Annotated in this window: 19 protein-coding genes; 12 read left to right on the top strand and 7 right to left on the bottom strand. The window is 51.7% G+C overall.

The genetic code is table 11. The annotated features are described in order from the left end of the window. Positions 1-296: 296 nt before the first annotated feature. The 5 genes from JUF13_RS04690 to JUF13_RS04670 all read left to right on the top strand — a co-directional run bounded on the left by JUF13_RS04690 (position 297) and on the right by JUF13_RS04670 (position 4,370). Positions 297-1,754: an NCS2 family permease gene (locus tag JUF13_RS04690; RefSeq protein ID WP_203638025.1), complete on the top strand. Its 1,458-nt coding sequence runs from the start codon at positions 297-299 to the stop codon at positions 1,752-1,754. A gap of 139 nt (positions 1,755-1,893) precedes the next feature. Beyond that, on the top strand, positions 1,894-2,352 hold the full coding sequence (locus tag JUF13_RS04685; protein ID WP_203638024.1) for a hypothetical protein: 459 nt from the start codon (positions 1,894-1,896) through the stop codon (positions 2,350-2,352). 102 nt (positions 2,353-2,454) lie between these two features. Continuing rightward, positions 2,455-2,907: a hypothetical protein gene (locus tag JUF13_RS04680; RefSeq protein WP_203638023.1), complete on the top strand. Its 453-nt coding sequence runs from the start codon at positions 2,455-2,457 to the stop codon at positions 2,905-2,907. A 157-nt stretch (positions 2,908-3,064) separates the two neighbouring features. Continuing rightward, positions 3,065-3,784, top strand: coding sequence for a matrixin family metalloprotease (locus JUF13_RS04675; RefSeq protein ID WP_203638022.1), 720 nt, complete (start codon positions 3,065-3,067; stop codon positions 3,782-3,784). 115 nt (positions 3,785-3,899) lie between these two features. Next, positions 3,900-4,370, top strand: a complete 471-nt coding sequence (locus JUF13_RS04670; RefSeq protein ID WP_203638021.1) for a glutathione peroxidase — start codon at positions 3,900-3,902, stop codon at positions 4,368-4,370. Between the two features lie 184 nt (positions 4,371-4,554). Here JUF13_RS04670 and JUF13_RS04665 read toward each other — a convergent pair whose 3' ends face one another. The 6 genes from JUF13_RS04665 to JUF13_RS04640 form a co-directional block, all read right to left on the bottom strand. Continuing rightward, positions 4,555-6,492: a copper-translocating P-type ATPase gene (locus JUF13_RS04665; protein ID WP_203638020.1), complete on the bottom strand. Its 1,938-nt coding sequence runs from the start codon at positions 6,490-6,492 to the stop codon at positions 4,555-4,557. Beyond that, a complete protein-coding gene (locus JUF13_RS04660) occupies positions 6,489-6,761 on the bottom strand; it encodes a cupredoxin domain-containing protein (RefSeq protein WP_125763642.1) in 273 nt (90 codons plus the stop codon). The genes JUF13_RS04665 and JUF13_RS04660 overlap by 4 nt, the downstream gene beginning before the upstream one ends. Before the next feature lie 16 nt (positions 6,762-6,777). Continuing rightward, on the bottom strand, positions 6,778-7,149 hold the full coding sequence (locus JUF13_RS04655; RefSeq protein WP_125763640.1) for a cupredoxin domain-containing protein: 372 nt from the start codon (positions 7,147-7,149) through the stop codon (positions 6,778-6,780). A 194-nt stretch (positions 7,150-7,343) separates the two neighbouring features. Further along, a complete protein-coding gene (locus JUF13_RS04650) occupies positions 7,344-8,315 on the bottom strand; it encodes a serine hydrolase (protein WP_236002668.1) in 972 nt (323 codons plus the stop codon). 645 nt (positions 8,316-8,960) lie between these two features. Continuing rightward, positions 8,961-9,794, bottom strand: a complete 834-nt coding sequence (locus tag JUF13_RS04645) for a DNA-binding domain-containing protein (RefSeq protein WP_203638018.1) — start codon at positions 9,792-9,794, stop codon at positions 8,961-8,963. Next, positions 9,794-11,089: a sensor histidine kinase gene (locus tag JUF13_RS04640; RefSeq protein ID WP_203638016.1), complete on the bottom strand. Its 1,296-nt coding sequence runs from the start codon at positions 11,087-11,089 to the stop codon at positions 9,794-9,796. Before JUF13_RS04640 ends, JUF13_RS04645 begins: the two co-directional genes overlap by 1 nt. Before the next feature lie 108 nt (positions 11,090-11,197). On the opposite strand from JUF13_RS04640, the gene argF reads away from it, so the two are divergent. The 4 genes from argF (at position 11,198) to JUF13_RS04620 (ending at position 15,724) form a co-directional block, all read left to right on the top strand. After that, entirely contained in the window at positions 11,198-12,196 is a 999-nt protein-coding gene (argF, locus tag JUF13_RS04635) for an ornithine carbamoyltransferase (RefSeq protein WP_203638014.1), read from the top strand. 14 nt (positions 12,197-12,210) lie between these two features. Beyond that, positions 12,211-13,140, top strand: a complete 930-nt coding sequence (gene arcC / locus JUF13_RS04630) for a carbamate kinase (RefSeq protein WP_125763630.1) — start codon at positions 12,211-12,213, stop codon at positions 13,138-13,140. A 109-nt stretch (positions 13,141-13,249) separates the two neighbouring features. Continuing rightward, positions 13,250-14,800 (top strand): YfcC family protein, encoded by a 1,551-nt coding sequence (locus JUF13_RS04625; RefSeq protein ID WP_203638012.1) that lies wholly within the window; start codon positions 13,250-13,252, stop codon positions 14,798-14,800. 255 nt (positions 14,801-15,055) lie between these two features. Next, positions 15,056-15,724, top strand: coding sequence for a hypothetical protein (locus JUF13_RS04620; RefSeq protein ID WP_203638010.1), 669 nt, complete (start codon positions 15,056-15,058; stop codon positions 15,722-15,724). Between the two features lie 57 nt (positions 15,725-15,781). On the opposite strand, the gene JUF13_RS04615 is transcribed toward JUF13_RS04620, so the two are convergent. Then, positions 15,782-16,141, bottom strand: coding sequence for a hypothetical protein (locus tag JUF13_RS04615; RefSeq protein ID WP_203638009.1), 360 nt, complete (start codon positions 16,139-16,141; stop codon positions 15,782-15,784). A 670-nt stretch (positions 16,142-16,811) separates the two neighbouring features. On the opposite strand from JUF13_RS04615, the gene JUF13_RS04610 reads away from it, so the two are divergent. The 3 genes from JUF13_RS04610 to JUF13_RS04600 are packed head-to-tail and all read left to right on the top strand — an operon-like array spanning position 16,812 to position 19,740. Then, entirely contained in the window at positions 16,812-18,011 is a 1,200-nt protein-coding gene (locus JUF13_RS04610) for an NAD(P) transhydrogenase subunit alpha (protein WP_203638007.1), read from the top strand. A gap of 2 nt (positions 18,012-18,013) precedes the next feature. Further along, positions 18,014-18,328: an NAD(P) transhydrogenase subunit alpha part 2 gene (locus JUF13_RS04605; RefSeq protein WP_125575806.1), complete on the top strand. Its 315-nt coding sequence runs from the start codon at positions 18,014-18,016 to the stop codon at positions 18,326-18,328. After that, the gene (locus JUF13_RS04600; protein WP_203638005.1) at positions 18,325-19,740 is read left to right on the top strand and encodes an NAD(P)(+) transhydrogenase (Re/Si-specific) subunit beta; all 1,416 of its coding nucleotides are present in this window, start codon (positions 18,325-18,327) and stop codon (positions 19,738-19,740) included. The genes JUF13_RS04605 and JUF13_RS04600 overlap by 4 nt, the downstream gene beginning before the upstream one ends. Positions 19,741-20,530: the final 790 nt, after the last annotated feature.

The raw sequence follows: 20,530 nt of genomic DNA, 5'->3' as shown, positions 1-20,530 counted from the left end.
ACCACTATAAAGTAATAGAGGCATAAGAGCATCCCGTCGGATAACTCTTATGCCTCTAAGCTTAGTATTTTTGTTTTCTCGGAATAATTAAGTGAACGTGCCAACGTTAGCGAGCGACTGGGGTCCAATGGGGGCGCTGGCTAGAATAGAATCAGTTGACGATGAATCGGCCAAAGTTCGTTAAATTATATTTGGCTATCTTTTTTAGCCTGAATCTGGTATAGTCGTGAATGTAATAGTTAACATTTATTGATTATAATTATTTTAATGTTCGGATTTTCTAGGAGGAATTGATTGTGGATAAATTCTTTAAACTTAAGGAATCGGGAACAACTGTCGGTACCGAAGTTGCAGCTGGCGTCACGACTTTCTTTGCCATGTCCTATATCTTATTTGTGAATCCAACCATCTTGGGGCAAACGGGGATGCCGCAACAAGCGGTCTTTCTCGCCACAATTATCGCGTCCGTCGTCGGGACCCTGGTCATGGGGCTTTTTGCCAACGTGCCCTATGCGCTGGCACCTGGGATGGGGCTGAATGCCTTCTTCACCTATACGGTGGTGATGGGGCTAGGCTTTAGCTGGCAACAGGCGTTGGCCCTGGTCTTCTTCTGTGGTATTATCAATATCATTATCACCGCCACCAAGATTCGGAAAATGCTGATCTCAGCGATTCCGATTAACCTCCAGCTGGCTATCAGCGGGGGGATTGGGGCGTTTATCGCCTACGTGGGGCTGAAAAACGCGAACTTTCTCCAATTTACCAGCGATGCCAGCAATATCGTGTCAATCAACGGCAAGGCCTTTGATGCCACGCAAAAGGCGTTTGGCCAGGGTGTCAGCTCAGTCGTCACGGGTGGTGGCATCGTGCCGGCGCTCCAAGTCTTCAACTCACCGTCGTTAGTGTTGGCCTTGATTGGCCTGGTCATTACGGTCATTTTTAAAGTCCGCAAGGTGCCGGGCGCTCTCCTGATTGGAATCCTAACGACGACCATTATTGGAATCCCCATGGGGGTCACTAACCTGCATTTAGCCAGTGGCTTTTCATTTGGTGCGTCGGTACATCAGCTGGGCACGACCTTCTTGGCGGCCTTTTCCCACGAGGGGATGGGCTCGTTATTTGCGGAACATAATCGGGTTATCTTAGTTCTGATGACGATTCTATCGTTCAGTCTGTCTGACACCTTCGATTCCCTGGGGACCTTCATTGGGACTGGCCGGCAGACAGGGATTTTCTCCGGCAAACGGGAACTTGAGCTGGAAAGCCAACCCGGTTTTAAATCCAAGCTGGATAAGGCGTTATTTGCCGATTCGATTGCGACCGGTGTTGGCTCCATCTTTGGGACGTCTAACCTGACGACCTACGTGGAAAGCTCCGCGGGGATTGGCGCTGGTGGCCGGACGGGGTTAACCAGTGTTGTGGTGGCCGTGCTATTCTTGGCCAGCTCTCTGGCTTCACCATTACTGTCGATCATTCCGACGGCAGCCATTGCGCCATCGCTGATCCTAGTGGGAATCATGATGATGAGCTCCTTCAGCAAGATTCCGTGGCACGATTTAAACGAGGCGATTCCGGCCTTCATGACCACGTTTGTCATGGCCTTTGCCTACAACATTACCTATGGGATTGCGGCTGGCTTTATCTTCTACTGCATCGTCAAGGTGGTCTTGGGGAAGGCGAAGGACGTTCACCCGTTGATCTGGATCGTATCGATTCTGTTTGTGATTAACTTTACGGTGCTGGCTTTGGTTTAACTTAATTTGAAAGACAACGCTGAGTGGCTATGGCTGTTCGGCGTTTTTTTAGTGCAGACCTTTTCTCACGGTTTCCCGTGTTCAATTTACTTTTGCGGTGTACAATTAATTTGTTAAATTAATCCACTGGAGGAATTGTATGAAGTCACAAATGAAATTAGGTATGACGGTCATTGCGTTGGCAACGGGATTGGCAATTGGAGGAAGTACCACCCAAACGGCTAGCGCTGCAACCTGGCATCGGGGAACGCCGAAAGCGCTGCGGGGTGAATGGGTCGATCGTAAGCGAAGTGCAATTGGAAACTTTCAGCCATCTTTTGTTGTCAAAGCCAATGGGCTAGAAGTGAGTGGTATTGATCCAGTTATCAATAAGCACATGCACTACCGCCACAAAAAGGGGAGCCACATCTATGACGTTAAGGGTCACGAAACAATGTACAGCCACGGCAAACTGATCAACTACTACCGCTTCAAACTAAGTAAGACTACGCGGAAACATAAGTCCCATAAGGTTAAGTTCTACATTTACAAGCAGAGAGGGAACGGCCAAGATTACCAGGCAAAGAAGGCTAAGTACGGCCACTACTTCTACAAGTAAAGTGCTAAAAGATGTGTCCCGAAATTACTTATGTTCAATTTGGTTTCCTTGATGTATGATTAACCTTGTAAGAGCAAATAATTCACCCTGGGAGGGCTTTTCATGAAGAACATGTTGAAAGTAGGAGCCACTGCTTTAGCCGTTGTTGCTGGTTTAGCTATTGGCGCCAGCACCACCCAATCCGCCAATGCCGCGACTTGGCACAAGGGGACACCGAAGATTTTGCGGGGCAAGTGGGTTGATCCGAAGAAGGATAAGACTTTAGACTATTATCCTTGGTTTACGATCAAGTCTAATGCCTTACTACTACCATTTGTCACGAATAAGAACATGACTTATCAACACAAGAAGGGCAGTCACGTTTACTACATCAAGGGGCACGAGATGGGCTGGACCCATGGCAAGCTGGTGAACTATTACAAGTTCAAGGTCAGCAAGACCAACCGCAAGCACAAGTCCTACAAGGCTCAGTGGTACGGCTACAAGCAAACCGGTGAAAGTGTTGAAACCTCGCCAATTAAGCACCCAACTTACGGTCACGTTTACTATAAATAAATCACTAAAAGTCCGCTTCCGGCGGGCTTTTTTTACCCAATCGGTGGGCTTGAAAATTATGAGGTCAATCTAGTTGCGCCCCACAACTAGATAGCCTAGAATCAACTTAATTGGAAACATTGTCGGGGCAGAAGAGAGTCGAAGGGAAGATTGCGCTGTGAAAATTGTCAGACGTTTGTTACTTGCCATTGTTTTGGGAATCGGTGTGTTTATCGCTGTCAATTGGCAGCCACTGTCGACCCAGTTCACCTATTACCGCGCGGCAATTGTGGCCACGTTGACGGGAAAGGCGCAGTCGGCCGCGAGTCAGAGTCAGTCCGGAAATTATCGGGCAAGTGGTTATATCCTGCGCAACACCAGTGATGCCACCACCCAGACCGGTGCGGACGAGACGCCGGTGGAAGAGGCCATGCAGGGGCTCTTACTCCAGAAAAAGTACTACTATCATTTTGCCAAGGATACGCCGGAACGGGTGCGCGAGGTCTTTACCAATGCCGTTGCAATCTACAACCAGACCGGCATCGTTCAGCTGGTGGCGGGGACCGGGAGTGCCAAGACCAACCAGATCACCTTTGGCACCTATCATAAACGCGAACCCAAGGGCCAGACCATCATCGAGTACGGCCACGGGGGTCCCCAGATTACGCAGCGCATCAGTTGGCGAGGGATTTTGACGACCAACACGGCCACGGCTAAACTCAACGCCACCTATCCGCATGCGTTCAAACGCTCCGTTGCCGTTCATGAGCTAGGGCACGCCCTGGGCCTGGACCACAGCTCGGACAAGTCTTCCGTCATGACGCCACTGGACCATGGGAAGACGCAGCTGTCTACCGCAGATTTAGCCAGCTTGCGAGCAATCTATGACAAAGACTAGCAGCCGTTTTCCAGCAGATTGCGCGCCAATGGGAATTTAATGATGTATAATTAATTTGTACACAATTAATTAAAAGGCTAAACATTAAGCGTGCAATCGGAAGGGATGCGGTTCTATGGCAACGATTTACGAGTTTACCGAAACGGAAATGAGTGGCCAGGCCATTGACTTCAAGGACTATCAGGGCAAGGTGTTGTTGATCGTGAATACCGCCAGTAAATGTGGCCTCGCGCCCCAGCTGGAAGGCATTGAAGCGCTCTACCGCAAGTACCATGAGCAGGGCTTCGAGGTTCTCGGCCTGCCATCCAACCAATTCCACCAGGAGTTAGCGACCGACGCCGCCACCAGCGACTTTTGCCAGATGCATTACGGGGTCACTTTTCCCATGACCAAAAAGATTGCGGTCAACGGGGATGATGAGGACCCGTTGTTCACCTACCTCAAGGCCACCGCGGGTCACGGTCGGATCAAGTGGAATTTTACCAAATTTCTGATTGGCCGCGATGGTCAGTTGATCGACCGCTACGCCCCAATTACCACCCCTGATAAAGTGGAACCCGATATTCTTACAGCTCTCCAGAAATAATCAAAAAACCGTTGCTACCAACGCTCGTAGGCGCTGGCGGCAACGGTTTTCATTTGGCTAAAATTAGTGATTCGTGATCAGCATGCCAACGCCTGTGGCCACGATTAGGTAGACAATGGCGGCGATGGCGGTCAACCGCGTGCTTTTACTCCAAAATTTTTCGTCCATGAGAAATCCCTCCGGTTTAGGCAACGTGGGCGTCGGTGGCCGGCGTTGACGTTAATTTTGACTTATTCAACAACAGGGAACTGGCGACGACGGACAGGGAACTCAAGGCCATGCCCAGGCCGGCAATTTCAGGATTCAACGCCAGGCCGAAGACGGCGAAGACCCCAGCGGCAACGGGAATGCCCAACGTGTTGTAGATGAAGGCCCAGAACAGGTTCAACTTGATCCGGTTAAAGGTCTTCTTGCTGAGCTCGAGGGCCCGGACCACGTCCATCAGGTCATTCTTGACTAGGACGATGCCACCGGATTCGATGGCAATATCGGTCCCGGAACCCATGGCGATTCCGACGTCGGCCGTGGTTAAGGCGGGGGCGTCGTTGATGCCGTCACCCACGAAGGCAACTGGCCCCTCGGCCTGGAGTTGCTTGACGTGGTCGGCCTTGTCACCGGGCAGCACGTCGGCGATGACCGTGTCGATGCCCACTTCGGCCGCAATGGCCTCGGCGACCCGTTGGTTATCCCCGGTCAACATGACCGTCCGTAACCCGCGTGCCTTGAGTGCGGCCATGGCGCCAGCGGAACTGGCTTTAGGCGCGTCTTGAATGGCAATCAACCCAATAATTTGGTCGGCAATCCCCACGAGAACCACCGTCTTGGCTTCACTTTGTAGCTGAGCCATGCGGTCGCTCAGGGTCGCGTCTAACTTGTAATCGGCAATCAATTTATCATTCCCAATAAAGGCTTGTTGCCCGTCAACCGTAGCCTGAACCCCTTTACCTTCGATGGCTTGGAAGTTTTCAGCAGCGGTGACGTCAACTTTTTCGGCCTTGGCCTTGTCCAAAATGGCGGCGGCCAGGGGATGTTCTGAGGAGACTTCGAGGTTAGCCGCCACCCGTAAGACCGTGGCTTCGTCGCCGACAATGTCCGTGACCTGGGGATGACCCTCAGTGATGGTCCCGGTCTTGTCGAAAACGACCGTCTTAACGTGGTTAGCGGCTTCGAGGACTTCCCCGTTTTTGATCAGGATGCCCATCTTAGCACTGCGACCGGTCCCCACCATTAAGGCGGTTGGCGTCGCAATCCCTAGCGCACACGGGCAGGCGATGATGACGACGGAAACGGCGAAGAGCATGGCCGTGACCAGGGAGGCGCCGATGAAGACGTACCAGATGGTAAAGGTGGCGATGGCCACAATCAAGACGGCGGGGACAAAGATATCGGCGACCTTATCCACGGACTTCTGAATCGGTGCGTGACTGGTCTGAGCCTTCTTGACCATTTCCACGATTTGGGAAAGTAGGGTGTCGTTGCCGACCTTGCTGGCCTTGAACATGAAGGTCCCGTTGCTGTTCATGGTGGCGCCGATGACGTGGTCGCCAGCCTTCTTGGTGACGGGCATGCTTTCGCCGGTGACCATGGATTCGTCGATGGTCGAGGTGCCTTCGGTGATGACGCCATCGACGGCAATCTTTTGGCCGGGACGCACGCGAATGATGTCACCGACAGCGACTTCGGCCAGAGGTACCTTGACCAGTTGGCCGTCGCGCATGACTTCGGCGTCCTTGGCCTGCAGGTCGACTAACTTGCTGACGGCACCGGAAGCGGAGTGCTTCATTTTCTCTTCGAAATATTGGCCCAGTAAAATCAGGGTGACCACGAAGGCGGCACTTTCAAAGAAGACGTCCTTGCCGGCTAACATGGCGTAGAAGCTGTACAGGTAAGCAGTAATCGTCCCAATGGCGACCAGGGTATCCATGTTGGCGTGGTGGTGACGGAAGGCGGCCCAGGCGCTTTCGATGAAGGGCCCCGCCGAAACGGCCATGACCGCCGTGGTGAGGAAGAACATGGTCCAAACGCCGCCGGGCAACATGATGCCTAGTGGGCTGGTAAACATTTCAACTAATAAGGGCAGGGACAGGATGAGTGAGAAGACGAACCGATTTTTAATACTCATGGCTGAACGACCACCTTTCCGAAGAACATGTCCATCCCACAGCTAAATGGAAACTCGCCGGCCTTGCTGGTGTCGATGGTGACGGTGCGGGCCTCGTTTAAGGGGAGGTCTTCACTGAAGTTCAGGCTCTCGGAATGCACTTGGTCCAGACAGCCGGCGTCGTTGATGCGTTTGAAAGTGAGTTCGGCGGGCACGCCTTGGGTAAGCACAACTTCTGCTGGGGAGTAGCCGCCGTTGACGATGACCGTTGCTGATTGTTTGTTTGTCATGATGAAGACCTCCAATTTATTTGATAATAACCTTGCCGTGGAACATGTTCATGCCGCACGCGTAATCGTATTCGCCAGGCTTGCTGGTGTCGATGGGAATCACGTGCGCTTCATTTTGCGGGAGAAATTCGTTGATCCCGAAGTCAGGGAAGACGACCTGTTCCAAACAACTGGAAGGGTCCTTCCGGTTAAATGTGAGCGTGGCGGGCACGCCCTTCTTCAAGACCACGGTGCTGGGGGAGTAGCCACCGCTGACTTCAACGCCAACGTCCTGGCTGGAACCAGTCACGGCGGCGTCAACCGCGGCGGTGGTGTGCTTGCCGAAGAACCACCAAGCGATAAATCCAATGAGTAGTAAGGCAACGATAAGCACTAAAATTTTTGTCATGAGCGCGATCTCCTTTATGTTTACATCTGTAATCCTTAATGGATGAATTAAGCATACCGCCATCGTTTACATTTGTCAACGATAAAAAATCGGTATGCCAAGATTAGATCTTTGGTGGGGAATATTGCAAAATAAATGGCACGAAAAAACGAGCAGATCGCCGGTCGTACAGCGATTGCTCGTTCAGAAAAAGCTTATTCTAAATTTTTAACCAGTTTTGGATTGTACACGAGCTTCTGCACGTGCTTGGTAATTTTGGCCATCCGGGGAAAACCAGTGAAGCCGGTCTGACCGTGGCCGTGGGTCATGATGACCAGCACGTAGCGTTGCCCATTGGGCAGGGTGACGATGCCGGCGTCGTTGTTGGTATCGGCCAACCAGCCGACCTTGTCCGCCACGAGGGTGCCCTTGGTTGCGGCGGCCGCTCCGGCGGGAATCCCATCACGGTAAACCTGTTGCTTCATTAAGGATAGCAGCCATTGACGATTATGGGCGTTATTAAATGGTGCATCGGCCCGCGCCAATTTAATCAGCATCTTCTGCAGGCTGGCGGCCGTAGTCGTCGATTCCTGGTTCATGACAAAGGTGGGGGCGTAGAGGCCCTCGCTGCTGAGATACTCGTTGATGCCAGCGAGGCCGTACGTATCGAGGATACCTTCGGGAAAGTCGTTGTCACTATTCACAATCATCCGGTGGAAGCCGTCCTGATTCGTCGGCGTCCAGGTGTAGGCCTGTTGGCTGCTCAGGTGGAAGAGGTAGGCCGCGATGTAGATCTTGTAGGTGCTGGCGGTAACCTCTGGCGTATGGGCGTTGGCCGACGTGGCTAGCTTACCGGATTTGTAAAACTGATTGGCGACGGCTGACTTGGCCGACTGACTGCCCTTGGTGGCGCCCAGGTTGTAGAAGGTGACGCTGGTGGTGCCATCGGCGGTGATTTTCTTGAAATATGTATGGAGTTGTCGTTTGACGTGCCGCTGTTGGGCACTGATCTGCCGGCTGGTGGCTGGCTTATCGGCTTGGACGTGAGGCGTGGCTTGTTTTTGGCGTGCTTGCACACTGAAGATGCCGGTAAAACCAAGGACCACAATGGCGCCAATCATGACAACGATGCGGTATTTGACCAGCAGGTCTTTGAGGGGGAGGCGTTTCGCGTGTTTCATGGGCATCTATCTCACTTCTTTAGGGTTTGTCTGGCTAACTAATTAATGTTTTTAATTATACGCTCAAATATCGATGGCGTATACGTGAAAATAACGGTAGGTAATTGTTGGGGATGTGGGGGATGTTTGGTGGTGACTTGGGGGTTAAAAAAGAATGGCGGGGGCCATTCTTTTTTGGGGCGTGTTGGGATTTTTGATTTTGTGGTTTCTTAGGTCGTTTGATTGGTTCTTCCTGGAACAATCCTGGACTTTGCGGCCTCCGAAACGTGTTACACGATCCAGGTCCCTGCGCTTAACCGCATTGGTTCAGGTCTGGGATTTGCCATTGCTTTTCTACTTTCTTAGGTCGTTTGACTGGTTCTTCCTGGAACAATCCTGGACCTTGCGGCCTCCGAAACGTGCTACGAGAGCCAGGTCCCTGCGCTTAACCCCGACTAAGCAATGACCCAAGCCCGGGGATGGGTCCTAGATTTCATCTTGCTTTAGACCGTTTGTCTGGTTCTTCCTGGAACAATCCCAATCCTTGCGGCCTCCGAAACGTGCTACGCAAGGCAACTGGTTCCGCTTAACACCGTAACGAAAATACCCCAGACCCGGGGGTATTCCCGTTACGCCGTTAATGCTCGCCAGTTAGGCGCCCTGCTCCGCACTCTATACTTCTTGCACCAACCCATCAAAAAACCGCTTCAAAGAAGTCTTCCCCCCAGTAGTCCGGGTGCCTTCTAGCAGGAGCATTTCGCTGCGGACGTTCTTGTATTCGTAGAGGGTGTTGGCGTACTCGACGACAATTTCGTCGCCCATGCCGTCTAGACTGATGTTGGCGAGGTTGGTTAGACCGGTCTTAATGGCGCGGCGGATGCGCTGGAACATGATTTTCTTTTCGCGGTCGTCGATGTGGTAGGTGGCGTTGAAGTCGATGTCGCGGAAGCTAATGTTTTGGTCGAGCATGACCTGGGCAATCGCCAAGATGTCTGACGAGCCGGCCTCCGAGGTGATTCCCAGGAACCGCAGAATCGACAGAATTTTTTCCTTCTGGTGTTGATGCTGGTCGACCACGGGAGCGGCCGTGACGGCGCCGCCACCGACCAGTGACTGAATGTTGTTGAGCTTGGTGGCCATTTGAACGCTCTGGGAAACCTTCTCGACCACCGTTTTCACTTCAATCACGTTGATGGGTTTATCAATGAAAAATTCGATGCCGGCCTCGTAGGCTTGGGCGCGCAAATCGCTGTCCTTGACCTGGGAAATCATAATGGAACGTAGGTCGGGCTTCAGGTCCTTGAGTTGCTTGATCAGGTCGATACCGGAAATGCCCGGCATCAAGAGGTCCGCCAGCACGATATTGACGTCCATGATCATGATATCTGACAGAGCCTTCTTCGCGTCGTGGGCGATGCCGACCACCGTATTGTCGGGGTTCTTCTCCAAAATTTGGCGTAAAATCATTGGAATCGAGGGGTCGTCGTCAACAATGTAGAAATTCATTAGGCTTCTTCCTCCTGCTCTAAGCGTTTCTTACTGAGAGTTACTTCAAAATTGGTGCCTTTACCGAGTTCGGATGTCACGTTGATGTCACCGTCAAACTGTTCCTGGGCAATGATCTTCACGTGCGACAGGCCAATGCCCCGGTAGACGTCGCCGTTCTCGTTGAACTTGGTGGTGAAGCCGGGCTGAAAGATCATTGCCAGCGTTTCCTGATTCATCCCGCTGGCATTGTCGCTGACGTTTAGGATGATGTGGTTACCACGATCGGTGGCGCTCACAACGACGGTCCCGGAAGGCTGATTTTCCATGGCGTCCACGCTGTTAAAAATCAGATTGGACAGGATGGACACGACGTAATAGTGGTTGGGGATGACGAGGTCGACGTGGTTGTGGACCTCGATGGTGACGTGCGGAAACTTGGCCTTGATGGATTCTCGAATGTAAGAAGTCGTAATGGTTAAAATATCTGACAGTTGCATGGCGGTATCTTCATCGTCATTAAAGTAATCGCCCAAGCCCCGAATTACATTTTGGTAGTCCTTCTTAATTTCATGCACGTCCCGGGCAATCTGTAAGGCCTTATCCTGCTCAGCCTTGTCGATGTCTGTGTGTTGGAGGTCCTGGTTCAAGAGGTAGGCGTTCTTCATGACGTTCTCGATTTCACTGATGTTCTTGCGCATGAAATAAACTTCGCTGTTTACAGCCGAGGCCACCCAGATGAAATGATAGTAGCGTTGCTCGTGTTTTTCGTCCCGTAACATCAGTTTAAAGTAATGATACAGAAAGGCCAAGAGGCAACTGACAATGCTGCGGACCAGTGCGGCGATAAATAAAATCTGAAAAAGTCTGTATGTATAATGGGAGAAATCGGTCAGCAAGCTAACTTCTAATAGGTTGGAAAGGTAGTCGCATAGCACAATTGTGAGAAAAAAGGTGGTGTTGGTCCGTTCCGTTTTGCGCCAGTACAGGAAGTAGTAGAGAATACCGTAACACATGTAGAACGCCATGTCCGCGAGGATGTAGATGACATTGTCGTACGGATCGACGGCGTGGCCAATGAATAGCAGCAGGCCTCTGAAGATCGGTGACGCAATCGTGACCGCCACCAGCAGTTGAATAGGATTCAGGTCGCTATTGAAGTACAGGATGACCGGCAAAATGAAAACGGATAGCGTAATAATGAAGCCGGGGGCGTAGGTTTGAAAATTTACCTGCGAGGCTAAGGCAATGCAAATCGCTGCCAGGATAATGCGTTGATAACGCTCCTGGCGGTATAAATGAAACTGTTTCATCATAGTTTGAGCTCCTTCGAAAAAAGTTTAACAAAGTTTTGAAGCATTTTGAAGTTCTATGAAACCGCTTTCTATACTAGTACTTGTAATTAACTAAAGGAGGAACACACAATGTTTAATCTTCGTAACCGTAGCTTTTTAACTTTATTGGACTACACCCCTAAGGAAATGGGCTACTTACTGCAATTAGCCGAAGACCTGAAGAAGGCCAAGTACGCTGGGACTGAACAACAAAAATTAGCTGGTAAGAACATTGCTTTAATCTTTGAAAAGAGTTCAACTCGTACCCGTTGTGCCTTTGAAGTCGGTGCCCATGACCAAGGCGCACAAGTGACATACTTAGGACCTACTGGGACCCAAATGGGTAAGAAGGAATCTGCCAAAGATACTGCCCGCGTTTTAGGTGGGATGTTCGACGGGATTGAATATCGTGGGTTCTCTCAACGGACGGTTGAAACGTTAGCCAAGTACTCAGGCGTGCCTGTTTGGAACGGTTTGACCGATGAAGATCACCCAACCCAAGTCTTAGCTGACTTCTTGACGGCTAAAGAAGTTTTGAAGAAGAACTACAGCGACATCCACTTCACTTACGTGGGTGATGGCCGGAACAACGTGGCCAACGCCTTGATGATCGGTGGCGCAATCATGGGGATGACGTTCCACTTAGTTTGCCCTAAGGAATTACGGCCAACCAAGGAACTCCGTGACAAAGTTAACGCTATCGCTGCAAAGACCGGTGCTGAAATCTTAATCACCAGCGACATCGACGAAGGGGTCAAGGATTCTGACGTCTTATACACCGACGTTTGGGTATCCATGGGTGAACCCGACTCAGTTTGGGCAGAACGGATCAAGTTACTGTCACCTTACCAAATCACTAGCGACATGATGGCCAAGACGGGCAACGCTAACGTCATCTTCGAACACTGCCTACCTTCATTCCACAATGCTGAAACCAAGGTTGGTAAGGAAATTGCTGACAAATTTGGTATCACTGAAATGGAAGTTACGGACGAAGTCTTCGAAAGCGATGCTTCAGTCGTCTTCCAAGAAGCTGAAAACCGGATGCACACCATCAAGGCTGTCATGGTTGCAACCTTAGGCGAATAGTGGGGGAATAACATATGGCTAAAATCGTTGTTGCTTTAGGCGGAAACGCTTTGGGCAAATCACCAGAAGAACAATTAAATTTAGTAAAACACACCGCTAAGTCCTTGATTGGCTTAGTCGCTGCCGGTAACAAAGTGGTTATCAGCCACGGTAACGGTCCCCAAGTTGGGGCCATTAACCTAGGCATGAACTACGCCGCTGAAAATGGCCAAGGTGCGGCCTTCCCATTCCCAGAATGTGGCGCGATGAGCCAAGGTTACATTGGCTACCACTTACAACAAAGTCTGCACAACGAATTACACCGTCAAGGCATCAAGAAGGACGTGGCCTCCGTTGTGACTCAGATTGAAGTTGACCAAAATGACGCCGCCTTTGATCACCCATCCAAGCCAGTTGGCTCTTTCTACAGTAAGGAAGACGCTGACAAGATTGCCGCTGAAAAGGGCTACACGTTTGTTGAAGATGCTGGTCGGGGCTACCGTCAAGTTGTCCCATCCCCACTTCCTAAGTCTATCATTGAAATCAAGAGTATCAATGACTTGATTGAAAATGATAACTTGGTTATCGCCGGTGGTGGTGGCGGGGTGCCCGTCATCGAAACTGACGAGGGCTTGAAGGGTGTGCCAGCCGTCATCGATAAGGACCGTTCGAGTGCCTTATTGGCTGCCAACATTTCCGCAGAACAATTGATCATCTTGACCGCCGTTGATGACGTTTACGTGAACTACGGCAAGCCAGACGAAAAGGCTTTGCGTGAGTTGTCTACCAAGGACGCCCAACGTTACATTGACGAGGGTCAGTTTGCTCCAGGCAGTATGTTACCTAAGATTGAAGCTTGCTTGAGCTTCGTCGCTTCCGGTAACGGCCGTACGGCGCTGATCACCTCACTGGATCACCTCGACGATGCCTTAGCTGGCAAGGTCGGGACGCTGATCAAAGCTTAATCAGTTAAATTAACGGAACGTGGTCCAATCGTACGGTGATGTTGGTGACACCCGTTCTTGGACCGCGTTTTTCGTTTGGCGTTAAAAAATCACTTAAGGGGTGAAATTAATGGATGCATCAGTCGCACCAAAACCGAAGAAGAAAAGATTTAAATTGAAAATGCCCGGCGCGTTCGTCATCTTATTTATTTTGACGATTGTCGCCGTGCTCGCTACCTACATGATTCCAGCCGGTTCATATTCTAAGCTATCATATAGTGGTTCCCACCTGGAGATTTCCCGTCCAGCTGGTAAGACCGTTAAAGTACCAGCGACCCAACAGGAACTGGATAAATTGGGCGTGAAGATTAAGATCAAAAAATTCACGTCTGGCGGAATCACCCAAGCGGTCTCGATTCCCAACACGTATCACCGCTTGAAGCAACGGCCAGCCGGACTCGGCGCTATTACGACGAGTATGGTCAACGGGACGATTGAGGCCGTTGACATCATGGTCTTCATCTTCGTTCTTGGGGGCCTGATTGGGGTCGTCAAGGCCAGTGGGGCCTTTGAATCCGGTCTGATGGCGTTGACGAAGAAGACGAAAGGGCACGAGTTCTTACTGATTTTCATGGTTTCCATTCTCATGGTTCTTGGGGGGACGTTGTGTGGGATTGAAGAAGAAGCGGTGGCCTTCTACCCAATTTTGGTGCCTATCTTCATTGCGATGGGCTACGACTCCATCGTCTGTGTGGGGGCTATCTTCCTGTCGAGTTCAATTGGTACCGCTTTCTCGACGATTAACCCGTTCTCCGTCGTGATTGCTTCTAACGCTGCTGGGATTAACTTTACCGAAGGGATTACTTGGCGGATTGCTGGGTTAGTGGTGGCGGCGGCCTTCGTTGTCGCTTACCTGCACTGGTACAGCAAGAAGGTTAAGGACACGCCATCATTCTCATATTCATACGAGGATAAGAGTTCCTTTGATAAAATGTGGTCCGTTTCCTCTGAGCACACGGCCAACACGGCCTTCACGATGCGGAAGAAGATCATCTTGGTCTTGTTCGTGGTAACGTTCCCAATCATGGTCTGGGGCGTTATGTCCCAGGGCTGGTGGTTCCCAACCATGGCCTCTTCCTTCCTCCTCTTTGCCATTATCATTATGTTCATTACCGCTACTGGTAAGTATGGTATCGGTGAAAAGGGTGTCGTCGATGCCTTCACCAATGGGGCCGCAAGTTTAGTTGGGGTGTCATTGATCATTGGATTAGCCCGTGGGATTAACTTAGTGATGAACAACGGGATGATTTCCGATACGATTTTACAATACTCCTCGAACCTGGTTGCCCATGTCAGTGGGTCCGTCTTCATCATCGTTATGATGCTGATCTTCTTCGTTCTGGGATTCATCGTGCCATCATCATCTGGTTTAGCTGTTTTGGCCATGCCAATCTTTGCGCCGTTGGCCGATACGGTTGATATTCCTCGGTTCGCCGTGGTTACCGCTTACCAATTCGGGCAATACGCAATGCTGTTCCTGGCCCCAACCGGTCTGGTGATGGCTACGCTGCAAATGCTGGATATGAAATACTCGCACTGGTTCAAGTTCGTTTGGCCAGTTGTGCTGTTCGTCCTATTCTTTGGTGGCGCCATCCTCGTGATGGAAGTGCTGTTCAGCTAGGATGATCGCGTGATTTCACGAATCACCATTCACAGGCAATTAGCATTTCAGAACATTTCAAGAGTGAATCAACTGAGGATCGACTTGCGGGTCGGTCCTTTTGTGTCATCAGTAGGTTTGGGTTTAATTATTTTCCGGCTAAAATGGTGGCGCTAGTCACACGGTCTGCCAGAAAAATAGCTGAGGCCCGGCAAACGTGTGGTATACTTACGCTTCGTAGGCTTTAATTTCGAGATTTTCTAAGGGGGAACCAACTTGGCACTCACAACCGCCAAAAACTTTTTACTAGTAACCGAACATATTGGGCAAAAACCCACGTTGCGGACGCGCTTCACCACGCAGGCATACTTCGTGCTGGCGACGCTCCTCGACCTATTGGACCAAGAGATTCTCCAGGTGACTGGCGACCGGTTGAGCGTGGCCGATGAGGCGCACTTGGATCAACAGCCCGCATACCTGAATTCGTTCCGGATTCGATTGACCAGCGATATTGCCCAGGATGACCGGTTGAAAACGGTTTTGAAATTGGTGACGAGCTGGGACATCGTCAACGCTATTTACGACGGCATCGGCGCGGAAACGCTGGCGGAACAGACCACGGAGCGGGTGCTCTTTCAAAATAACTTGAAGCCCCACGTGATCTACGAACCCACGGCGACCAGTAAACAAGAGGTTCTGACCACGCTCAAGGACCAGATTCAGGCGGGCAAACTGACCCGGGCTGGTAGTAATTTGTTCCTGATTTTGTCGCAGCAAGACGCGTTGAAGTGGCTGTTTGACGAGGCTGAATCCGCGACGTTGGCAGAGCAATTCACCGCCGCTACAGCCGGGGATAGTTACGTGCAAACCGCCAAGCAGGTCACGGCGGCCGCTGCTGAAATCATCCAGATGAAGAAGTTCGAAATGGATGGATGGCTGAGCTAAATTATTTGTAAATTAAAGACGATGGACTCTCCTGAGGGGAAGCCATCGTCTTTTAGCTTAATTCGTACGACTGAGAACTTTGAACGAGCCCTTTTTGAAGTGAGCACTATAGCCGTAACCCTTGTGTGCTTTATACTTATGCGCACTGGTTAGCAGCCATTTGAACCCTTCACGACCATAGTAGCCGGTTTTAACAACAGCACCTTTATGTAATGTGGCATGGCCAACAATCTTATTCTGATAAGCAGCCGGACCATACTTAATTTTATCAACCTTAGTCGTCTTTTTAACGCGAACCTTATACCAGCCGGAACGATAATGTTCCTGCCAAGACGAGGCGTTGCCGACGGTTGCGGGAGCGAGACCAGCGAAAAGACTGACGACGGCAAGCAATACACCAAATTTTCTTAGTTTCATCCTGAACACTCCTTTATGATTAGGAACAAGTTAAGCTTACACCTATGCTGGCAAAAGGTGGTCGGGGACGTGCTTTAGATTTAGTCTTTGGGTAAAAGGTAGACGGCATGGAAAAATGGGCCAGTCGCAGGAGTGACCAGAGGGGCGCCAAGGTGCCCGGCTGTGTCGATGGACTTGGCTGGAGTCCTTTTCCAGCCTAGACCATGGGACAACCTTTGAGACCGTCCTTTGGCTCAAAGTTGAGGTGAAAGCCCGCTTCTCAGGCTGTAACCGACCCCATAGCAGGGCACCTTGAGCGCACCGCCGGGAACGGATACGACCGGCCCAGTTTTCCCAGCCCTGCGGTTGGCGTGCGTTGAACTCACAACTTTGTTGGCATCCACTGAACAAAGTCGGGTTGTTAAGATGGACTTGATAAATCAGAATTCGCCATTATTTGCAAGCCAGGACATTCACTGAATTTATTTGTGCCAAAATAAATGGTCACTCACAATCATGCTGAGTGGCTATTTTTGTTGTCCTGGCTGGTTTTTATGGTGAATGACCAGGGAGTGAATCGCGTTGGACGGTCAACTTATTAACTGTCTAATAAAGAGGGGCAAACTTGTTTTGGCCCCCGGAGAGGCCTATGCTGAAATTGTGAAGGAATTCTCAAAAGGAGATGGGTGGCATGTCATTAACGATTGCTGCTTTACGGGAAGCACCCGGGGAGAACCGGGTTGCCCTCTCACCAGAAGTGGTACGGAAGCTGGTCAAGAGTGATTTTCAAGTGCTGATTGAAGCCGGGGCCGGGACAAGATCCTTCTATCCGGATGCCGTTTACGAGCAGGCCGGGGCCAAAATCAGTGAGCGAAACGCCGTCATCAAGGGCGCCGATGTGATTGCGACCATTGGCCAGCCCGGCGCTGACGTGGTCGACCAGTTGACGGCCGGACAAACGTTACTGGGCCTGCTACGACCGCTAACGGATTTGGATTATGTCAAAGAATTAGCGGCGAAAAAGGTCAATGCCTTAGCCTTTGAGTTGTTGCCACGAACCGTTTCGCGGGCCCAGACCATGGACGTCTTGAGTTCACAAGCCAGTGTTGCCGGGTATAAGGCAGCGTTGTTGGCGGCGGACAGTTTTGCCCGGTACTTGCCGATGATGATCACGGCTGCTGGGACGGCGAAACCGACGAAGGTGCTGGTCTTAGGGACCGGGGTTGCCGGTCTGCAGGCTATTGGGACCGCTAAACGGCTCGGGGCCATGGTATCCGGCTATGATATTCGACCAGCCTCTCGTGGGGAAGTCGAATCACTGGGCGCGACGTTTCTGACCACGTCCGTCTCCGCTACCGGTGAGGGCGGGTATGCCCGCGCTTTGACGCCAGAAGAAACGGCACAGCAACAGGCCGAGCTGGCAGACTTCATTGCTCAAAACGATGTGATCATCACGACGGCACAAGTGCCTGGACGGCGGCCACCATTGTTGGTCACTCAGAAATCCGTGGACGCGGCCAAGGCGGGGACCTTATTTATCGACCTCGCGGCGAGTGAATTGGGTGGCAACGTCGCCGGTTCACAGCCGGGCAAGACCGTGATGACGCCGCAACAGGCGCAAATCGTGGGGGCTGGCGACATGGCCAGTCAATTGCCCGCCTCGGCATCCGACATGTTTGCCAAGAACGTGCAAGCCGTACTGAACGCTGTTGTTCAGGAGGGTAAATTGGTGCTGGACGTGGACGACGAAGTGGTTGGCGAACTACTGGCCACCTATCAGGGTGAGATCATCAGTAGCCGCGTACGTGAAGCAATGAAATTGCCACCACGCGAGCCCGCCAAGCCGGCGGAAGCACCCGCAGAATCAACTGAATCCAAAGGAGTTGATTAGGCATGAGTCAGGAATTATTTACAAATTTAGCAATTTTTGTCTTGAGTCTGTTAGTGGGATTTGAAGTGATGAGTAAAATTCCCGCGACCCTTCAAACGCCCATGATGTCTGGGGCTAACGCCATTCACGGCGTGGTTGTCGTGGGGGCCTTCGTGATTGCAGCGGAAGCCAACAGTGCGTTATTTTATGTTCTTGCCTTTCTGGGCGCCTTCTTTGCGGCCGTCAATGTGGCTGGTGGTTACACCGTGACCGACCGGATGTTGGGCATGTTTGACCGGAAACCAGCTGCCAAGAAGGGGGAGGCTGAGCAGAAATGAGTGCTTTACAAACAATTTCATCGTTGATCTATCTGGTCTCCGCCGTTTGCTACGTCCTGGGGGTCCACTTGATGCGCTCGCCAAAGACGGCGCGGAAGGGGAACGGCCTCTCCGCCGTGGGGATGTTTCTCGCGGTCATCACGATTATTGTCACGATTATTATTGAAGGTAAAATTGATGCGATTGGCTGGGTCGTCTTGCTCGTCGGCCTGGCGCTGGGGATTCTCTACGGGGTCGTCAAGGCGCGCAAGGTGCCGATGACCGACGTGCCTCAGCTGGTTAGCCTCTTCAACGCCGTGGGTGGCGGGGCTGCCGCTACGATTGGGATTTTCGATTACCTGTTAAAGGGCGATGGTGCCGGTCTGAGCGTGGCCTTCTCCCTGCCCGTCTTTCTGGACGTGGTCATCGGGGGCATCACCTTTTCCGGCTCACTGATTGCGACCGGGAAACTCTCCGGCCACGTTTCCGGGAAGCCCATTAGTATTCCGGGGTCGCGGTTGTTAAATATCATTGTGGTCATCGCGATTCTGGCTTCCGCCTACTTGATGATGGGGCTGACGACCAACGTCTGGTACGTCACCTTGGCATTGGCGATGAGTCTGATCTTTGGCCTGCTGATGACCTTACCAATTGGTGGGGCCGATATGCCGGTCGTCGTTTCGCTGTTAAATGCCTTCACGGGTTTAGCCGTGGCCTTTGCCGGCTTCGTCATCAACAACCAAGTCCTGATTATTGCCGGGGCCTTGGTCGGGGCGGCCGGAACCATTTTGACCTTACAAATGGCCGATGCCATGAACCGCTCCGTGGCCAATATTTTGGCTGGGGGCTTTGGGACCGGTGATAGCGACAGTGGCGCGGCCGCAGCGGACGTGCCCGTCGACGTGAAGGAAACTTCTGCCGACGACATTGGCCTGCAACTGGCCTACGCCCACAGCGTTATGATTGTGCCTGGCTATGGTTTAGCCGCCGCCCAGGCCCAACATGAAGTGGCCGAGTTGGCCAAAGTCTTGACCGACCAAGGCATCAGCGTCAACTACGCGATTCACCCAGTAGCTGGGCGGATGCCGGGGCACATGAACGTGTTGTTGGCCGACGTCAACGTGCCTTATGAACAAATGAAGCAGTTGGATGACGCCAACCCAATGTTTGAAAGCACCGATGTATCCTTAGTCATTGGGGCCAACGATGTTACGAATCCACTGGCCAGAGAAAGTGGCAACGCCATTTCCGGGATGCCGATTCTGGACGTGGACAAGTCGAAGTCCGTGGTCGTCATCAAGCGTTCCATGAGTACCGGGTACGCTGGGGTGCAGAACCCACTGTTTGCGATGGATAACACGCAAATGTTCTTCTCCGACGCCAAGAAGGGTCTCCAGGAGATTGTGGCGGCTACTAAACAGTATTTGGAATAGGTTTTGATTTTTGATTGCTGACGAGGTGGTGGATGCTGGCCGCCTGCGGCTTCCAGGACTACGCCTGCTGTGGGGAACGGTTCCGGCCTGAGGAGCGGTCCTCCACCTCGATTTGAAACCTCGCTGAAGTTCGCGAGTTTCCAAAGTCGTCCCGTGATGTAAGGCCGAGGAAAATCGCTCGGTCTAACATCACCGACACAGCCAGCTCCGTCCTGGCTTCCTCCGGCTCTTGGTTGTGGTCTCACTATTCCATTGTGGTGGCCGCAATCTACTGGTGATTCTGTTGGTCCGGTTTGGTTAGTGATGAGGTTGTGGATGCTGCCGCCTGCGACTTCCAGGACTGCACCTGCTGTGGGGAACGGTTCCGGCCTGAAGAGCGGTCCTCCACCTCGCTTTGAAACCTCGCTGAAGTTCGCGAGTTTCCAAAGTCGTCCCGTGATGTAAGGCCGAGGGAAACCGCTCGGTCTAACATCACCGACACAGCTGGCTCCGTCCTGGCTTCCTCCGGCTCTTGGTTGTGGTCTCACTATTCCATTGTGGTGGCCGCAATCTACTGGTGATTCTGCTGGTCCGGGTGGAGTGGCTGTTAATGGATAGCTTGCTTTGGCTGACTAGGTAGATTCAGTGTTTGCTGAAGGCAGTTAGGCTGGCTTAATTCTCTAAAAATAATCACCTGTATTTGGTGAAAAAGCACGTTCCAACAAAATTCGTTGTTAGCGACGAACGCTGTTGGGACGCGCTTTTTCTTGTGCCAGCAGAATTATTTTAGAGTCAGAGACTTGCTAACGAG

The sequence above is a fragment of the Levilactobacillus wangkuiensis genome, from assembly GCF_016861605.1.
In the GTDB taxonomy this organism is placed as follows: domain Bacteria; phylum Bacillota; class Bacilli; order Lactobacillales; family Lactobacillaceae; genus Levilactobacillus; species Levilactobacillus wangkuiensis.
Note: the sequence above shows the minus strand (reverse complement) of the source record. Positions and strands in the feature narration are given on the sequence as shown.

Excerpts from the sequence above, each read along its gene's own strand:
- JUF13_RS04645 (WP_203638018.1), bottom strand. The coding sequence starts at position 9,794 with ATGAATTTCTACATTGTTGACGACGACCCCTCGATTCCAATGATTTTA.
- JUF13_RS04600 (WP_203638005.1), top strand. The coding sequence starts at position 18,325 with ATGAGTGCTTTACAAACAATTTCATCGTTGATCTATCTGGTCTCCGCC.
- JUF13_RS04680 (WP_203638023.1), top strand. The coding sequence starts at position 2,455 with ATGAAGAACATGTTGAAAGTAGGAGCCACTGCTTTAGCCGTTGTTGCT.
- JUF13_RS04605 (WP_125575806.1), top strand. The coding sequence starts at position 18,014 with ATGAGTCAGGAATTATTTACAAATTTAGCAATTTTTGTCTTGAGTCTG.
- JUF13_RS04685 (WP_203638024.1), top strand. The coding sequence starts at position 1,894 with ATGAAGTCACAAATGAAATTAGGTATGACGGTCATTGCGTTGGCAACG.
- JUF13_RS04670 (WP_203638021.1), top strand. The coding sequence starts at position 3,900 with ATGGCAACGATTTACGAGTTTACCGAAACGGAAATGAGTGGCCAGGCC.
- argF (WP_203638014.1), top strand. The coding sequence starts at position 11,198 with ATGTTTAATCTTCGTAACCGTAGCTTTTTAACTTTATTGGACTACACC.
- JUF13_RS04650 (WP_236002668.1), bottom strand. The coding sequence starts at position 8,315 with ATGCCCATGAAACACGCGAAACGCCTCCCCCTCAAAGACCTGCTGGTC.
- JUF13_RS04625 (WP_203638012.1), top strand. The coding sequence starts at position 13,250 with ATGGATGCATCAGTCGCACCAAAACCGAAGAAGAAAAGATTTAAATTG.
- JUF13_RS04610 (WP_203638007.1), top strand. The coding sequence starts at position 16,812 with ATGTCATTAACGATTGCTGCTTTACGGGAAGCACCCGGGGAGAACCGG.
- JUF13_RS04655 (WP_125763640.1), bottom strand. The coding sequence starts at position 7,149 with ATGACAAAAATTTTAGTGCTTATCGTTGCCTTACTACTCATTGGATTT.
- JUF13_RS04665 (WP_203638020.1), bottom strand. The coding sequence starts at position 6,492 with ATGAGTATTAAAAATCGGTTCGTCTTCTCACTCATCCTGTCCCTGCCC.
- arcC (WP_125763630.1), top strand. The coding sequence starts at position 12,211 with ATGGCTAAAATCGTTGTTGCTTTAGGCGGAAACGCTTTGGGCAAATCA.
- JUF13_RS04640 (WP_203638016.1), bottom strand. The coding sequence starts at position 11,089 with ATGATGAAACAGTTTCATTTATACCGCCAGGAGCGTTATCAACGCATT.
- JUF13_RS04660 (WP_125763642.1), bottom strand. The coding sequence starts at position 6,761 with ATGACAAACAAACAATCAGCAACGGTCATCGTCAACGGCGGCTACTCC.
- JUF13_RS04615 (WP_203638009.1), bottom strand. The coding sequence starts at position 16,141 with ATGAAACTAAGAAAATTTGGTGTATTGCTTGCCGTCGTCAGTCTTTTC.